Annotated in this window: 13 protein-coding genes and 1 pseudogene; 7 read left to right on the top strand and 7 right to left on the bottom strand. The window is 37.6% G+C overall.

The features are described from left to right. Positions 1-29: 29 nt before the first annotated feature. The 4 genes from AOR04_RS12500 to AOR04_RS12485 are packed head-to-tail and all read left to right on the top strand — an operon-like array spanning position 30 to position 4,390. Positions 30-1,691, top strand: coding sequence for a YHYH protein (locus AOR04_RS12500; protein WP_096794130.1), 1,662 nt, complete (start codon positions 30-32; stop codon positions 1,689-1,691). 9 nt (positions 1,692-1,700) lie between these two features. Continuing rightward, the gene (locus AOR04_RS12495) at positions 1,701-2,231 is read left to right on the top strand and encodes a hypothetical protein (protein WP_096793520.1); all 531 of its coding nucleotides are present in this window, start codon (positions 1,701-1,703) and stop codon (positions 2,229-2,231) included. Further along, positions 2,231-3,676: an ATP-binding protein gene (locus AOR04_RS12490; protein WP_096793519.1), complete on the top strand. Its 1,446-nt coding sequence runs from the start codon at positions 2,231-2,233 to the stop codon at positions 3,674-3,676. The genes AOR04_RS12495 and AOR04_RS12490 overlap by 1 nt, the downstream gene beginning before the upstream one ends. A 39-nt stretch (positions 3,677-3,715) precedes the next feature. Then, positions 3,716-4,390, top strand: coding sequence for a response regulator (locus AOR04_RS12485; protein WP_033023590.1), 675 nt, complete (start codon positions 3,716-3,718; stop codon positions 4,388-4,390). A 29-nt stretch (positions 4,391-4,419) separates the two neighbouring features. Here the strand turns inward: AOR04_RS12485 and AOR04_RS12480 are convergent, their stop codons facing one another. Beyond that, positions 4,420-5,277 carry a PA4780 family RIO1-like protein kinase gene (locus AOR04_RS12480; RefSeq protein WP_007376869.1) on the bottom strand — a complete coding sequence of 286 codons (858 nt, stop codon included), beginning with the start codon at positions 5,275-5,277 and terminating at the stop codon, positions 4,420-4,422. Between the two features lie 298 nt (positions 5,278-5,575). Here AOR04_RS12480 and AOR04_RS12475 point away from each other — a divergent pair, with 298 nt between their 5' ends. Beyond that, positions 5,576-5,851, top strand: a complete 276-nt coding sequence (locus AOR04_RS12475) for an EF-hand domain-containing protein (RefSeq protein WP_007376870.1) — start codon at positions 5,576-5,578, stop codon at positions 5,849-5,851. Positions 5,852-5,863: 12 nt separating this feature from the next. Next, positions 5,864-6,316: a hypothetical protein gene (locus AOR04_RS12470; RefSeq protein WP_096793518.1), complete on the top strand. Its 453-nt coding sequence runs from the start codon at positions 5,864-5,866 to the stop codon at positions 6,314-6,316. Positions 6,317-6,404: 88 nt separating this feature from the next. Here AOR04_RS12470 and AOR04_RS12465 read toward each other — a convergent pair whose 3' ends face one another. From AOR04_RS12465 to AOR04_RS12445, 5 genes and pseudogenes are all read right to left on the bottom strand, one after another. After that, positions 6,405-7,778: an FG-GAP repeat domain-containing protein gene (locus AOR04_RS12465; protein WP_096793517.1), complete on the bottom strand. Its 1,374-nt coding sequence runs from the start codon at positions 7,776-7,778 to the stop codon at positions 6,405-6,407. A gap of 111 nt (positions 7,779-7,889) precedes the next feature. Beyond that, positions 7,890-11,186 carry a PAS domain S-box protein gene (locus tag AOR04_RS12460; protein ID WP_096793516.1) on the bottom strand — a complete coding sequence of 1,099 codons (3,297 nt, stop codon included), beginning with the start codon at positions 11,184-11,186 and terminating at the stop codon, positions 7,890-7,892. Continuing rightward, positions 11,186-12,423: pseudogene (locus AOR04_RS12455) on the bottom strand (ABC transporter substrate-binding protein). Before AOR04_RS12455 ends, AOR04_RS12460 begins: the two are co-directional and overlap by 1 nt. Positions 12,424-12,637: 214 nt before the next feature. After that, a complete protein-coding gene (gene yghU / locus AOR04_RS12450; protein ID WP_007376875.1) occupies positions 12,638-13,480 on the bottom strand; it encodes a glutathione-dependent disulfide-bond oxidoreductase in 843 nt (280 codons plus the stop codon). Between the two features lie 90 nt (positions 13,481-13,570). Continuing rightward, a complete protein-coding gene (locus AOR04_RS12445; protein WP_033031816.1) occupies positions 13,571-14,152 on the bottom strand; it encodes a rhomboid family intramembrane serine protease in 582 nt (193 codons plus the stop codon). Positions 14,153-14,264: 112 nt separating this feature from the next. On the opposite strand from AOR04_RS12445, the gene AOR04_RS12440 reads away from it, so the two are divergent. Further along, complete coding sequence (locus tag AOR04_RS12440) at positions 14,265-15,524, top strand: IS4 family transposase (RefSeq protein WP_157770546.1); 1,260 nt, start codon at positions 14,265-14,267, stop codon at positions 15,522-15,524. A gap of 118 nt (positions 15,525-15,642) precedes the next feature. Here AOR04_RS12440 and AOR04_RS12435 read toward each other — a convergent pair whose 3' ends face one another. Next, entirely contained in the window at positions 15,643-16,326 is a 684-nt protein-coding gene (locus AOR04_RS12435) for a type 1 glutamine amidotransferase domain-containing protein (RefSeq protein ID WP_008137014.1), read from the bottom strand. Positions 16,327-16,479: the final 153 nt, after the last annotated feature.

The following is a 16,479-nucleotide window of genomic DNA, read 5'->3' as shown; positions in this document are numbered from 1 at the left end:
TATGTAGATTCTTCCTTTGTTTGTGCACATTGTTTGCACTTTTACTTGTTAACTTTGTTTTATTAAACGTTAAAGTAAAGGTTCAAGCATTGAAAACACTTCTTAAAACAAAAGCCTCTAATGTAACTAAGTTATTTGCATTAAGCGCGCTTTGTATCGCTTTAAGCGCATGTAACAGCGATTCTACAAGTACTACAACAGACGGCGAAACGGTCAGTAATAGTGCTCCAACGGTTGACGCCGGTATTGACCAAACTGTTAATGCGGGTGATACCGTTTATTTAAGTTCAACGGTTGAAGATGACGGCGAAGTATCTGTTAGTTGGTCACAAACATCAGGCACTACCGTTAGTTTATCTTCAAGTACCGCAACGTCTACTGAGTTTGTTGCACCTGAGGTATTAACCGATGAAGCACTTGTATTTGAAATCAGTGCAGATGACGGCACAAACGATGTCGTTGTAGATACCGTTATAGTTAATGTTATTGCTTCATCAGACTCAGATACTGGTGTAGTTGATAATAGTGCAAAACTTACCAGCTGGTTAATTAACAACGATACAACCTCCACTTATATACAAAACAATGGCGCAGTGGTTGAAGATGTTCAATCAGTTGAGGTTGTTACTGTTACTGAGGAAGATGCTGACGTTGAATACATGTATGTGCAAACAACTGACATTCCTAAATATGACGTAACGCTTACACAAGACCAAGTAGACGCACTTAATAATCGCCCGCGTGCAGCTACTGATTTTTATAACGGTGTAACCTCAGCAGCAGTAGGGCAAACCATTTCGTTTGGTGAAGATATTGGCTATAACAGCAGCACTGAAAACTGTGATGACACAGGCGGTGCAGGTTATTGGCCTCCAGGACCAGGTTGCCCGACAGAACAAACAGTTGAGGCGTATTTTCCGATAACACCTACCGACTTATCAGGCACTGAAACTTGTGAAACAGGTTTAGGTACAGTTGGCTTAATGGTTAATGGCACCAGTATATTTAACTGGGGCGATGGTATGAGCTACGGTAATAATATTTGGTATACACTAGCGCCCATTGCTGAGCAATATGATGTTGATGTGTGTGGCGGACATGCTGCTAACGGTGAATATCATCATCACTTTTATACGAGTTGCTTAGCTGATTTACTTGAAGATGATGGCGATGCGCATTCACCTATTTATGGGTTTGCAGCTGATGGCTATCCGCTTTATGGTCCTTATGAAAGTAACGGTCAACTTGCATTAAGCGGCTGGGAAATGCGTGATTATGGCGCATCAGAAAGTGAGGGTGGTTGTGGTACTGAGGGCGAGCGAAGCTGTACCTTAGTTGATCAATACGATGTTAGCCAAGGTACACAAACAAGTGATGCAGGTCCTGCTATTGGCGCAGAAGTAACGACGCTCTCTGGTAATACATTAAATGCCGACGATGGTTATTATTTTGAAGATTATTACTACGCACAAAAAACAGTAACCGGTGCTCAATTAGATGAGCATAACGGCCACGATACTAACGATGGCAAGGGTTATCACTACCATATAACACTAACGTTAGACAGCGATGGTAAATTACAGCCTTCTTTTCCTTATCAAATAGGGCCTCGTTTTAAAGGTCAATTAGCCGATAATTCAATTGGTCGCTGTGATACGGGCGAAACAATGGGTCCACCACCGGGAATATAAGGAGTAACTATGCGTTATTTTAAATACGCATTGATCCTAACTACTGCTGCGCTATTGAGCTTTAAGCTCTTTGCGCGGCAGGAAATGATGGATCATAGTCATATGCCTATAGCAGTGCCAAGTGATACGCCAATCCCGGCATTAAGCCTTAAGTTATTAAAAGATAGTATGTCGGGTTATAACTTAATTTTAGATACACAGAACTATGATTTATCTGTACCCCCTGAGGGCGCGATGAACATGCAGCAAATGATGAGCGTTACTACAAACGATGACACGGGCTTTTTACAAGGTCATGCTCATTTATACATTAATGGGGTTAAAATACAGCGAATTTACGGACAAGCGTTGCATTTACCTGCTAACTTATTTAAAACTGGTATAAATACCGTATCGGTTACTTTAAATAATCATGGTCATATGTATTGGACCGTTCAAGGCAAAAAAATAGTTGCTACGTTGTATGTTAGCGATCAAAGCAAAGAGTTTATAACATACCGATTTGAAAGCTTTCCTAGCAAGGTTGAAAACACGCATTAATGAAAATTCATAATAAACTTTTTTTAATACTATTTAGTTTTACCTTTAGTGTTATTGCAGGACTGGTGGTACTTATACAATGGAGTATAGGCCAAGGCGTAATTGATTTTGTTAATGCAAAAGAGGTGAAAGCGCTTGAACCACTTGTTGCGCAGCTGTCAAGACAGTACGAACAAACCCCCTCATGGCAACGCGTTGTTGGCGATGACGAAAATTTTAGAAAGCTTGTTGAATCGCAGCTAGAAAATAGCCAGTTTTTACCTAGACCACCAAAAGGTCCGGGTCACAGGGGAGGGATGATGCGACGACCGCCGCCAGATCATGTTCGTTTAGGGATGGATCGCCGCCCACCACCGGACAATATTGCTCACTACGCATTACTTGATGAAAATAAACAGCGAGTAGTGGGTAAATATCTCAGTGATTTAAAATATATAACAACCCCAATTACAGTGGGCGATAAAACAGTGGGTTACTTAGCTGTTTCCAAAAGAGATAACTTGGTTGATGGTTATGAGCTTGATTTTTTACAGCAGCAAACTAACTACTTATGGTTTATTGCTTTAGCTGCGGTATTGCTTACATTACTGGTTACCTTTTTATTGTCTCGCCACTTAGTTAGCCCAGTAAAGCAAATTGCTAACGGTATGCATCGCTTAACGCAAGGTAATTACGAGACCAAACTTACGCTTGAGCGAAAAGACGAATTAGGCCAATTAAGCGAAGATTTTAATATCCTTGCATTTACACTCGCTAAAGATGAGCAAGTACGTAAGCGATGGCTTGCTAATATTTCTCATGAGCTTAGGACGCCAATGAGCATTTTACTCGGTGAACTTGAAGCTATGCTACTTGGTATACGAGAACCGAACACAAAAAATATAAGTTCGGCTAACGATGAAGCTTTGCATTTAAAACGCTTAATAGACGACTTGCATATGCTCAATAGCGCAGAGTTAGGGGGTATGCATTACACTATGCAACCTACTGACATGGCGTTATTATTAAATACTATTGAGCAAAAATATCAGGTTGTGCTTGAACAACATAATATAAAAATTCATTTACTAAATAGCGCTAAACACATAACTGTACAAGCAGATAAAACACGCCTTTTGCAGCTACTCGATAATATTTTAATGAACGCAGTACACTATGCACAATGCTCAACTATTTCATTAACGGCTAGCAATATAAGTATTAAAGGGCAAACCTACTTAGAGCTTATAATTGAAGATAATGGCGTAGGTGTAGAGCAGTCGCATTTATCGCATTTGTTTGAGTATTTATATCGAGTAGATAGTTCGCGTAATCGCCAAGAGGGGGGTTCTGGTTTAGGCTTATCTATTTGCCAGCATATAGTTAAAGGCCATAATGGTGAAATAGCTGCTAAAAAAGCCAGTTTAGGTGGTCTTGCCATTATTATTAGATTGCCGACGATTTAGTTTATAAAAATAAAGTTGAGGTTACTTACAGAGATGCCTATGAGTGAACAAATTCTGATTGTGGAAGATGAAGTAAAGTTAGCTAACTTAATGAGTGACTTTTTAAGCAGCCACCACTTTATCACTCATCAAATACATCACGGGAATGAAGTATTACCTTGGCTTGAAATTAACAGCCCGAGTGTAATCTTACTCGACATAATGTTACCTGGCCAAAGTGGCATTGAATTGTGTAAAGCAATCAGGCGCTTTTCAAACGTGCCTATTATTATGGTATCGGCAAGAGTCGAAGAAATAGATAGATTACTTGGACTAGAGTTAGGTGCTGATGACTATATCTGTAAGCCGTTTAGTTATGCTGAGCTGGTGGCACGCGTAAAAGCTATATTAAGGCGATTAAATAACGCAAGTGATGTTACAGAGTCAACAATGAAGCTTGATGAGAGCACCTACAACGTAAAATACAAATCAAGCAGCATAGAGCTAACGAACTTTGAATTTCAGCTATTTAAACCTTTGTTTAACAACCCAAATCGTATTTATTCGCGCGATAGTTTAATGGACACTATGTACGCCGATCAGCGTATTGTGAGCCATCGTACTATTGATAGCCATATTAAAAAGTTGCGTAAAAAACTAGATGAAGTGACACAAACTGAAAGTGTTATTCAGTCTGTTTATGGGGTTGGCTACCGATTTGTGCACCCGCAGTAAGGGGGGGATTAGTGAGCTATGACGATGAGCTACTCATCATCGTCAGCATTTTTAATTCGCTCTAAACGGTCAAACTCTTCATATTCTGCCGCTTGGATTTCATCAAGAATAGAATCTACATCGGCAAGTTCGTCGCTGTCTTCAAATTCACCTGTAAGCGTTGAATTAGGCGTTAAATTGGCCTCTTCAAATAATGCCCACATTTCTTTAGCGTATTGAGTTTTTAGTATGCTTGGCGCAAATTCACCATAGTAGCGGCGTATGTTATTTACATCGCGTGCAAACATAGCTTGTGCACTGTTATTTGCTGAAGCGTTAACTGCTTGCGGTAAATCTATAATTACAGGGCCGTTATTATCTACAAGTACATTAAATTCAGATAAATCACCGTGTATTATACCTGCGCAAAGCATAAGCTTAATATAATGCATCATGAGTTTATGCTGCTCAATCGCTTGCTCTTCACTAAAAACGACATGTCCAAGTTGAGGAGCTACGTTACCATCCTCGTCCGACACGAGCTCCATAAGCAGCACGCCATCAATACAAAAGTAAGTATCAGGTACACGTACACCCACACCGGCTAAACGAGATAGCGCATCCACTTCGGCATTTTGCCAAATCTCTTCTTCTAATTGACGGCCATAGCTAGAGCGTTTGCCCATAGCACGGGCTTGGCGTCCACCACGTACTTTTCGGCCTTCTTGGTATTGTGCCGCTTTTTTAAAGCTACGTTTAACGGCATCTTTATACACTTTTGCACAGCGTATGTGTTCACCACAACGCACAATAAATACATCGGCTTCTTTGCCGCTCATTAGTCGGCTTATAACTTCGTCAATAAGGCCATCATCAACAAGAGGTTGTAGGCGTTTAGGTATTTTCACAGATTGCCTGCTAAGTAGGGTTGGTTATTAATCATTATTTATGAAAGTGCTCTGTATTTGTTTGTTTAATTGGCTCAAGCAGTATATCAGCTTTGAGAATTAAGGGCAGTAACGCAACTGCTCGTCAGTTATTAATCGTATTATTTTATTAGCTTATATATTGATTGCAATGCAATCAACCATAACTTTTTAAATTAATTTTTTTATCAAAATAATTTACTACTTCCCTATTGTTTGCACATTGTTTGCGTTTTTAAAGCGTAATCTTAATTTAATTCTTAAATACGAGGTTATTACTATGAAGCATTTTTCAACACTTGCCACTGTGGCAATATTATCTATTGCTTTTTCAGCTAATGTAGCTGCACGAGGCGGTGACAATCCTCCTGAAAGACCTGATTTTTCAACTATTGATACTGATGGCGATGGTGTAATTAGCTTTGAAGAGTTTAGTGCTAAAAAACCACCGCACGGCGATGCACAAACAATTTTTGATTCTATAGATGCCGATGGTAATGGCGAAATCAGTGAACAAGAGCTTAGCGATCATAAACCACCTCGTCGTGAACGTTGAAAGGGTACTAAAATGATTAATAGTATTAACAGCAGTTCTGCCAGTTTGATGTCGCAACAAAGCAGCCAAACAGCAAAGCTAACAACAGAGCAAAGCGATTTTATTAAAGAAACGCTTGCACAGTTTGATGCAGAAAACTTAACTAGCGACGATGCGCAAAGTATTCAAGCAGCATTTAAAGAACAAGGTATTGCACCCACTAAAGAGCTTGCTGATTTAATGGGCGAACTTGAATTTGATGCTAAAAGTATTGGTGATGCAGGACGGGCAGAAGGCCAGCGTCCGCCACCGCCACAAAACTCATTAGAATCAGTCGATACAGACGAAGTAGTCAGCTATTTAGATGAGCTCTTAACTGAGTATTCAAACCAGTTGTCAGGTGAAGATAAAGAATCAATCCTTGCATCAGTGCAAGAGAAATTTGGTTTAAGTGAAGGCGATTCGCTGCTAAATGTAACTGCTTAGGTATTATTACTTAGAGTAAAGCTGACTGTTACTCGAAAGTCTTAAGTCCAAAGCCCAACGGTTAATTCTGTTGGGCTTTTTTATTGGCTTAATTTAACCGTGTTTCTATTTTGTTGGTGCCATCTTCTTCGGTAAATTTAAATACAAAATCTTTTTTACCATCTTGGTTTATATCAACTAACAGAATATCTTTGTTATTTTTAGGCAGCGTTAATTTTAATTTTTTACGTTTTTTATTTAGCAGTGAATCTTGCTCTCCGTAATAAATATACAGTGTTTTTTTACTGTATTTGTATACCGCATCAATATAGCTGTCGCCGTTAATATCGCCTAAATAGAGCGCTGGTTTGGAATCATTGCCGTTCATTCCCACTTCCATTTCTAAATCAAGTTCGATACTCGATTTATTGGCAAATGAGCCGTCGGATTGCTGTTTATAAAGATTCATTTCTACATCTACATCAGTACTGCCACCGCCCAATGCCATAGACGCGATAGTACCTAAGCCAATATCTAAGTCCATTTTTTGTAAATCAATTAAGCCATCATTATTAAAATCAGTTTTGAGCAATAGTTCACTAGGGCCCTGTGTTTCAAATAAGGTAATGGGCGTATTAGTAAAACCTTTAGCGCTCCCTAGGTATAAAGTATGTGCTATTTTTATATCTAACGAATCCATACCTTGCGTAGGCTTAAACTGCCTGGTTGTAAAATCCAGAAATCCGTCGTTATTAATATCAATAATTTGCTTTATTTTTCGAGTTTCACCATTACTTAGTTCGCCTAACTCGATGTCAAAGTCAATTGAGGTAAGCTTTTGCTCAAAGCCCTCTGAATTAGCAAGGAGTACATCTGCTCCAAAGTCGTTTGAAAATACTAGGTCGTTTAAGCCGTCGTGGTTAAAATCAATAACGACGGGTTTATTGCTAATATTAACTTCCAGCGAAAGTCCTTTACTTGAAAAACGACCTTCATACAAAGGTGTTTGCATAAATTGGTTGGGCTTAAAGCTGCCGTCTTTGTTTTGAACATATAAGGTGCTGCTTGTTAAATTAGGGATAAAAATATCACTTAAACCATCGTTATTGGCATCAAAAACAAAATCAATTTTCTCAAACTCATCTACTTTTAATGTATTAAGCACTGATTCATAAGTAAACAATAATGTTGTTTTGTCGCTATTGGTTTTATAAACCCCGTCGTTTGCTAAAATTAGTGCTTGTTTGGTATCGGCATTGGCAAGTGTTGCTACATCAAAACCAATCGCATTATTGGGTAGGGTAAGTTGAATGCTTTTTGCGCTTAGTAAATTGATGCTCTCAAGCTGCTTTAGGGTCTTGTTATATGCAAATACAGTTGCGGAGTCGGTTGTAATTAATGCTTGTGTTGTTTGTATTGCTAGTTTTTGTGCTGATACAAGGCAAGGAGCTAAAGCACATAGCGTTATTATTATTTTATTCATTCGTTAATCCTTTAAATTAACGAGCAATATAGTATTGCTCAAGATTAATTTATAGTACCAACGACTAATTTTAGAACAACTAAATATATGTAAGAAAATGTGGCTGAATGTCTATTTTACAGAGTGAGGAAGCCACTTTAAAAGCTTTTCAAATAAAATATCTTGGGCAATTGGTTTTGATATATAGTCATCCATTCCGGAATCTAAACATTTAGTTTTATCACCCGTCATAGCATTCGCTGTCATGGCTATGATTGTAATGGCGTTTGCTTTATCTCTTGCTTCATTATTTCTAATTAAAGTTGTTGCCTGATATCCGTCCATAACAGGCATCTGGCAATCCATTAAAATAAGAGAGTATGGCTCAATAGTATTTTTTTGATCTAAGTAATCAAGTACCTCTTTACCATTGGTCGCAATATCTACAACACTAATTCCCATCTTTTTCAATGTTGTTGCGGCGACAATCTGATTAATTTGATTATCTTCAGCTAATAAAATACGTATATCTTCACGCCATACAATATCATTCGGCCCAAGTGGTTTTTCGGTTATGGTACAAGTTTGGGTATTTTCACTATGTAAAGTATTTCTCTCGGGTAAGCATTTTGTAAGAAGGTTAAAAATATCTTTAGTTGTCATCGGTTTTGGAAAGTAAGCAGTAAAACCATTTTGTTTATAGTGTTCATTAGTTTCAAACTGATCTATTGTGGTCATCAATACAAGGTTTGCTGTACTGAGAAGATTTAGATCATTAATCGTTTTACCGAGTGTTAATCCGTTACTGTCGCTAAGTTTTGTATCAATAATTACAATGTCGAAAGGATGAGCATGTTGGGTATAAAATTGCTCGTAAGTATTTAGCGCAATTTTTGCTGATGAGCTTATTGTTACGATTGCTCCCCATTGTGTAAGCTGCTTTTGAAGTACGTTAGCTTGGCTTTTGTTACTGCACGCTATTTGTATGTTAATTCCAGTAATATCTATAGGAGGCATTATTTTTTCTGTTTTTTTACTTTTCTTTAAAGTGATATCAAAAATAAAGTTACTCCCTTTATTTTCGTCCGACTTTACCTCTACTTCACCTTGCATCAAATTGCAGAGTTTTTTAACGATAGCTAAGCCTAATCCTGTCCCGCCGTATTTCCGTGTTGTTGAAGAATCTACTTGTGAAAATGATTTAAATAACTTGGCTTGTTGATCTACTGGAATGCCTATTCCGGTATCCTTCACTTGGCAGTTAAAGCGTATTTCATTCCCATTAGTGGGAATTAATTTAGCAATAATTTGCACTTCCCCTACATGGGTAAATTTAAGGGCGTTATTAACAAGATTTGTTAATATTTGTCTGAGTCGTCCAGGATCTCCAATAACGAAAGGGTATTTGATATCTGTAATATCTAAAATAAGTTCAATACCTTTACTATATGCTTGAGCTGCGACTGTTTCTAAAAAATCTCCTAGCATGGCATGCAAGTTAAACTCTAACTCTTCTAGCTCAAGCTTACCTGCATCTACTTTTGAAAAATCTAAAATATCATTAATTATATTGAGTAAAGAATTTGCACTGTTAAGTGCAATACGTGTTTGATATTGCTGCTTTTCGTTTAAAGGGCTATCTAAAATAAAGTTAAGCATACCGAGTACTCCATTCATAGGCGTACGTATTTCATGACTCATTGAGGCTAAAAACTCACTTTTTGCTATATTTGCTTGTTCTGCTAATGCTTTTGCTTCAATTAATGAATGATTGGCAGCAATCCGTTTAGTGATATCTTGCTGAATTCCTACAAAGGCGGTGAGTTTAGAGTGTTCGTCAAAAACAGGGGAGATTTGTAAACTATTCCAAAATGCGGTGCCATCCTTTTTGTAGTTTACTATTTCTACACGCTGAGTTTTTAATGTTTTTATTGCGTTTTTAATGACCGATATTGATTTTTTATCTGTGTTGGGGCCTTGTAAAACACGGCAATTTTTACCGATCATATCTTCTTTTTTGTAACCGGTTATTTTTTCAAACTCGCTATTTAAAAATACTAAAGGTAGACCAGGAACTTTAGCATCTGCGATCGATATTCCTACATTACAAGACTCTATAGCATGGGCTAATAAATCATTTTGTTCTTTGGCTTTTTTTAATGCCTCTTGTGATTTTTTTTGTTCAGTGATGTCAGTAATTGAGCCCGCCATTCTGATGGCAATATTATTGCTGTCTCGTAATGCCATGCCTTTCGCTCTAAAGTGACGGTATACACCTGATTTATTCTTTAAGCGGTATTCAATATTATATGGTTTATTTTGCGTTAAATGCGCTTTTAATTGTTTTTGGTTTTCATCTATATCATCAATATGAATTAGGTTATTAAATGTTTCAATTGTATTAGGTAAAAACTCTATATCGTTTTCATTGTATCCAAGTAATACTCTAATCCGTGGGGAAAAATATATTGTATTAGAGAGGATATCCCAATCCCAAATACCATCATTGCTGCCTTCAACTGCTAACTCATAACGGGCTTCACTTAATTTGATCGCTTTTTTTGAAATCTCAAGCTGCTTAAATGGGTTTAATAGTAAATGCCTACCAAAAATTAATAACACAACAGATGAAAGGAGTAGGCTTAAAATAAGAGCTACTGCTATATCTAGCATAAAGGCGGTTACTTTTTCAGCTAACAAGCTGTTTTTTATTAAATAATTTAACTCAATGCCTGTGGAGCCAACCGGTTTTTTACTGATTGAAATATACTGCTGTGTTTCATCTAAATTTGAAAAAGAGACCCAAGGGCCACTGAGTATGATGTTGTGATTATTTAATACAAATTTTGCAGGTAATAACTCCCTAAGCGGTGTGCTAAATTGTACTGTTAGCACCCCTTCACTGAGGTTGTTATATTTTATAGGTACTGCAATGGTAAAAAAATATTGCGATTGTGATGACCGTAAAATAACAGCGCTTTCTATTTGATTGTTAATTATACTATTTAGCCAAGTAGGTTCTGTCGCAATTACCTCAGCTAATGATGAGTCACTGCTATACACAACTTCTTGGAGAATATTTGTAATAACAAGCTTTTCGGTTTTTCCTAAAATTTTATATTCATCAAGGTAATCTAATAGCGCAGCTTTAGATGTCTCTGAGCCCATGATTGCATTTGACAAAATTGGCTGGCGAGCAATATCTTTGAGGATCTGTTCTCGGGTTTCTATAAAAAGCATTAAGTAGCTAGTGGTTAACTCCGATTCAATTTCTATACTTTTACTCTGTAAATCATAAATAGCATCATTAGCTCTGCTCCCAACAAGTAAAAGGCTTATTGTTACTGAAAGTATTAAACTCAATGCTAAAAAAGTATAAAATGCATTGTTTGTTGTCAGTTTAAATTTATTACTCAGTGAGTTTGGCATTATTCTGGACTGCCTTCTAAATTATTTAATATATGAATACTCCCATCAGGTTTATAATTTGCCATGCATAAATCATCTAACCCAAGTGCTTCATGTGCATCTGGATCATCACTAGACCACTGAGTAAAAGGCTGCTTATATTGTTTAATTAATCCATCGATTGGTTGATTTAAATTCTCTAGTGCGAGCCTAACATTCGCTCTGTTTTTTTGTATATCGTCGGTTAATGTTGTTTGCGAAATAGCTTGTAATAGAATTTTAGTAAGATCATATGCATGAATAAACCCAGCCGGAGAATCCAGCTTTTCTGGTGCTATAGAAGGGGGGGAAAGCGATAGCGCTTGATTTACCACGTTTTTGGTAAGCTTTGTTTGGGGTTTAGTTAAAAAAGAAAAACAGCTTTGTATGAAATGCAGGTTGAGGTTTGATTTTATTGCGTGCTCAACATTTGTGAAAAAATCCCCCCAGTGATCCCCCAGTGACTAATTATAGGTACTCGCTTATTCTCTACAAAGCTTGCCATAGCGTTAATTATTTCAGCTCCTTCAAGTGCGTTACCCACAAACAAAATACAATCTGCTTGGTCGCTTATGATTTCACGTAGAATTATTTTTGCACTATTCGCTTTTATGTTCCAATTAAACCAATTTACTTTAGTTTTAATATTCCCCAATGCTTTGCTCATCGCAATATTGTTAGACTTACCCCAAGGGGTATTTTCTAATAACAGTTGGGGTTTTTGACAGCCAAGAGTCTGCGTTGCAAATTGGGCCATTCGATGGCCTGCTTTTGTATCGTCTACAGAGAGTCTAAATACCCAGTTTTTCGCGTCAGGGTAGCGGGTAATTGGCCCTCCAGCAGCCCAAGGAACTAAAAGTAATAATTTATTTTTATTTATAAAATCTCTATTTTTAATATAGGGAGGAGAGTGTAGACCTCCCAAAAAAACTAACGCGTTTGAATCTTTTAAAAACTGCTGCATATGCAGCAAGCTGCGATTAGAGTTTCCTCTATTATCTTTTTCAATAAAATTTATTTGGTAACCTTGTACATTATTATTAATTTCGGCGAGTGCTGTAAGTGCTCCCATTTTCATTGCATAGGCGGATTCGTTATGATTAGAGTAGTCAGAATCGTGATAAATAGTCAGTGTTTTAATATTTTCAGCGTAGGTACTAAAGGAAAAAGAGGCCGTATAAAAGAGGCTTATGATGATGAGATAAATAGTTATACGCATAAAAACACTTAGTTTTAATAATTTATATTAAAGTTAGCTTATTTTGGAGCGTTTTCATATTTTAAAAGAAAATAATTTTATAATAAATGATTTAAATAGTTAATTTGTATTAAGCTGTTGCTTTAATTGATTTATTGGCAATAAATGGCGTGTTTTTTGAAGTATAAAAACCAGCAAAGATTACTGGCTTTTATACAAAGATAGCGTGGCTATTTTATTTAAAATCACTGCCTTTATGGCGCTCTGCCATTTGCTCTTCTTCAGGGCCCCATGTGCGATTAACACGACGACCGCGTTTTACAGCTGGACGCTCTGAAACCTGTGTAGCCCAGCGTACAACGTGAGTGTACGAAGCAACATCTAAAAACTCAGCTGCATCATACAAAGCACCTAGAACTAGCGAGCCGTACCACGGCCAAATGGCGATATCGGCAATTGAATACTCATCACCCGCCATGTATTCGTTTTCGCTTAAATGACGGTTTAACACATCAAGTTGGCGTTTAGTTTCCATTGTAAAACGGTCAATAGGGTATTGCATTTTACTTGGCGCATAGCTATAAAAGTGACCAAATCCGCCACCTAAGTATGGCGCTGAACCCATTTGCCAAAATAGCCAGTTACGACACTGCGTTTTAGCTTTTAAGTCTTTAGGGATGAGTACATCAAATTTTTCAGCCAAATACTGTAAAATAGAACCTGATTCAAAAATACGAGTCGGTGGCGTGGTTGAATGATCCATTAGTGCTGGGATTTTCGAATTTGGATTAATATCAACAAAGTCAGAACCGAACTGATCACCATCACCTATATTTATTAAATATGCGTCGTAGTCTGCACCAGTTAAGCCAAGCTCTAAAAGCTCTTCAAACATAATAGTGGCTTTTTGACCATTAGGTGTCGCAAGAGAATAAAGCTGAAATGCGTGCTCACCAATAGGTAGAGTTTTGTCATGAGTCGCGCCGGCAACGGGGCGATTAATACTAGCAAACTTACCGCCACTTTCACTTTCCCACGTCCATACTTTTGGTGGTGTATACTCGTTTTCATCACTCATAAATAACCTCAATGTTAAATAGAATTGTTTAATACTTACTCATAAATGGGGACATAAAAAATTAATTAAAGGTTTCGTTTAATATTTAACTCATCGACCTTTTAGCTTATCGTTTTTTGCTAATCTATAACCTAAAAACAACCCGCTTAGCGCTCCAAATAGATGGCTTTCAAACGATACATGGTAGCGCTGAGGTAAAACACCCCATATAAAACCGCTATAAAGTATGGCAACAGCAATAGCAATGATAATGGATTTTAACGAACGCCTGACCACGCCATAGCAAAGTATAAATCCCCACAAACCATATATAACACCGCTTAAACCAACATGTATGTTACTGCGCCCAAATGCCCAAACTAACAGTCCACCAACTAAAGCGGTAAAAATGAATACATTATAAAAACGCTTAACGCTGTATTGGCAAATTAGCCAACTTAATACTACAAATGGGATCATGTTACTGGCAAAATGCCACCAGCTACCATGTAAAAAAGGCGCGCATAGTATGCCAATTAAGCCTTGGATACTGCGTGGGTATATTCCTAAACCATTTAAGCTTATACCAGGGAGGCTATTAATTACTTGTAGTACAAAGCAAATAACAACAATACTAAAAATTGCGAAACGGGTACTGGTTAGTAATGACAGTGTGGTTGGCTTGGTTGCCATATAATTGCCCTAATTGACTTTCATAGGTTGAATCTTAAGAAAACTTGAAGTTGAACTCTGTTAATGATCAAATAGTTACGCCAATAAAAACATGACTAAAAACAGAGTTCACATGCAGATTAACCAAGTTTCAAACCAATTAAAAGCCCTTATCTCAGAAAAACACCTCATTGAGCTTGCAAAAACCTCTGGATTTCAAGTTCGACACCGTTGCCTGTCGATCGTTTCTCTGCTCAAAGCCGTATTTAAAAGCTTATCTTGCCTGCAAGACGCTAACTTGTCAGATATCCATCAAAACTTGCGAACGCAGGCTGATTGCACGATAAGTTATAAACCCTTTCATAATCAAATTCGAAAACCAGCCTTGACTGAGCTTGTCCGTGAGCTCGTTATTCAAGCGATGTCTAAATTGACTGTAAACACGCTGGATAAAACCTTTTTTACCCAGCGAGGAATACAGCGAGTGTTATTGCAAGATGGTTCTTCATTTGCTCTACATGATGAATTAGCGCAGGTTTTTGCTGGTCGTTTTACTGCTGTAAGTCCTGCCGCAATTGAGTTGCACGTTACCTATGACCTATTTAATGAACAACCCTGCGAAATAGATATTCGTCCTGATGTTGAAACTGAGCGCGCCTTTTTACCAGGTAGCCACACACTTGAAGATACGTTATTACTTGCTGATGCTGGGTATTTTGACTTAGATTACTTTGAGCAAGTAGCTCAAGATGGCGGATATTTTTTGATCAGAGCAAATAAAAACATTAACCCAATCGTTACATCAGCTTATTGCGCGGGTATAGAAATTAAAGAAAAAAACATTAAAATCAAAACGTTACTCGATAAATTCGCAAGCCAACCACTTGAATTAACAGTACGTTGGAAGAAAAATGGGCCCGAGTACAGGCTTATCTATTTACCGAATGAAAAGCGCCCCGTTTTCCTTGTTACTAATTTAAAAGAGGCACAGTTTAGCTTTGACGAACTACTCGATATATATGCAACTCGTTGGCAAATTGAGTTGTTTTTCAAAGAACTAAAGTCATGGAATAATCTTAAAGGGTTCATCACACGAGATCCTCATATTGCCGAATCATTGGTTTGGCTGAGCATACTGCAAACACTTATCAAGCGTTTTATCTGCCATAGTGCAGCGGGTATGTTTAAGTGTGCGATCTCGACATTTAGAGCGAGTAAGTGCAGTTATCTTTGGTTGGATGATATTCTGGATTGCATAGAACAAACACGGTGCAGCCATAAGATACATCGTGTATTTGAGCTACTAGCGGTAAATTGTAAGCGGCAAAGCATTGAGAAAAACAATGATATTTGCCGTTTTAAGATAGGAAGTCACACGGTCTGTGTTCCTTAAGAACTAAGCTATGAATTGACTTTAAGAGTTGCCAGTATAGGAATTGTATTTGCTAATGAAAAGCAATTAAAAAAGCACAGCATAAAATACTGTGCTTAATTTTAATTATTACTCGCTATTAACCTAACTTAGTTAGTAGCTTTTTAGCAGCTAGTTCAGAGCTTGCTGGATTTTGACCGGTAATTACTAAACCATCTACTAGTGCTAATACGCCCCAGTCGTCAGTTTTTTGATAATCGCCGCCTTTTTTAATTAGCTCGTCTTCAACTAAAAATGGCACGATATCGGTAAGTTGTACTGCAGCTTCTTCTGAGTTGGTAAAACCAGTTACTTTTTTACCCGCTACTAACGCATTGCCATCAGCATCTTTAACATTTAAAAATGCCGCGCTTGCATGACATACCGCAGCAACCGGTTTTTGCTCTTTTACAAAGCTTTCGATAAGTGAAATTGAATCTGTGTTGTCAACCAAGTCCCATAATGGGCCGTGGCCACCTGGGTAAAATACAGCGTCAAAATCGCTTGAATTCACTTCACTCAACACTTTAGTGTTTGCCATTAATGTTTGTGCTGCGCTATCTGCGTCATAACGTTTTGTTGCATCTGTTTGAAAATCAGCAAGTGTACTTGTCGGATCAATGGGTGGTTGGCCGCCAGCTGGAGACGCTAACGTTACTTCAACGCCTGCATCAACAAAGGCGTAATAAGGGGCTGCAAATTCTTCTACCCAAAAACCTGTTTTTTCGCCAGTGTTACCAAGTTCTGCGTGAGATGTAAGAACCATAAGTATTTTTTTAGACATTGAATATATTCCTTCTGATGATTTAAATTAGTAATCTTGCTTACCGATTACTATATGGACTAACACCTATTTAAACAACGATGATAAATTTAACTTTATTGATTTAATAATTGATACAATTAAGGGGTTGAATTTGAAACACATTGTGGAGCG

This window comes from Pseudoalteromonas sp. 1_2015MBL_MicDiv, from assembly GCF_002407505.1.
In the GTDB taxonomy this organism is placed as follows: Bacteria; Pseudomonadota; Gammaproteobacteria; order Enterobacterales; family Alteromonadaceae; genus Pseudoalteromonas; species Pseudoalteromonas fuliginea.
This window is presented reverse-complemented; position numbering and strand designations above follow the sequence as displayed.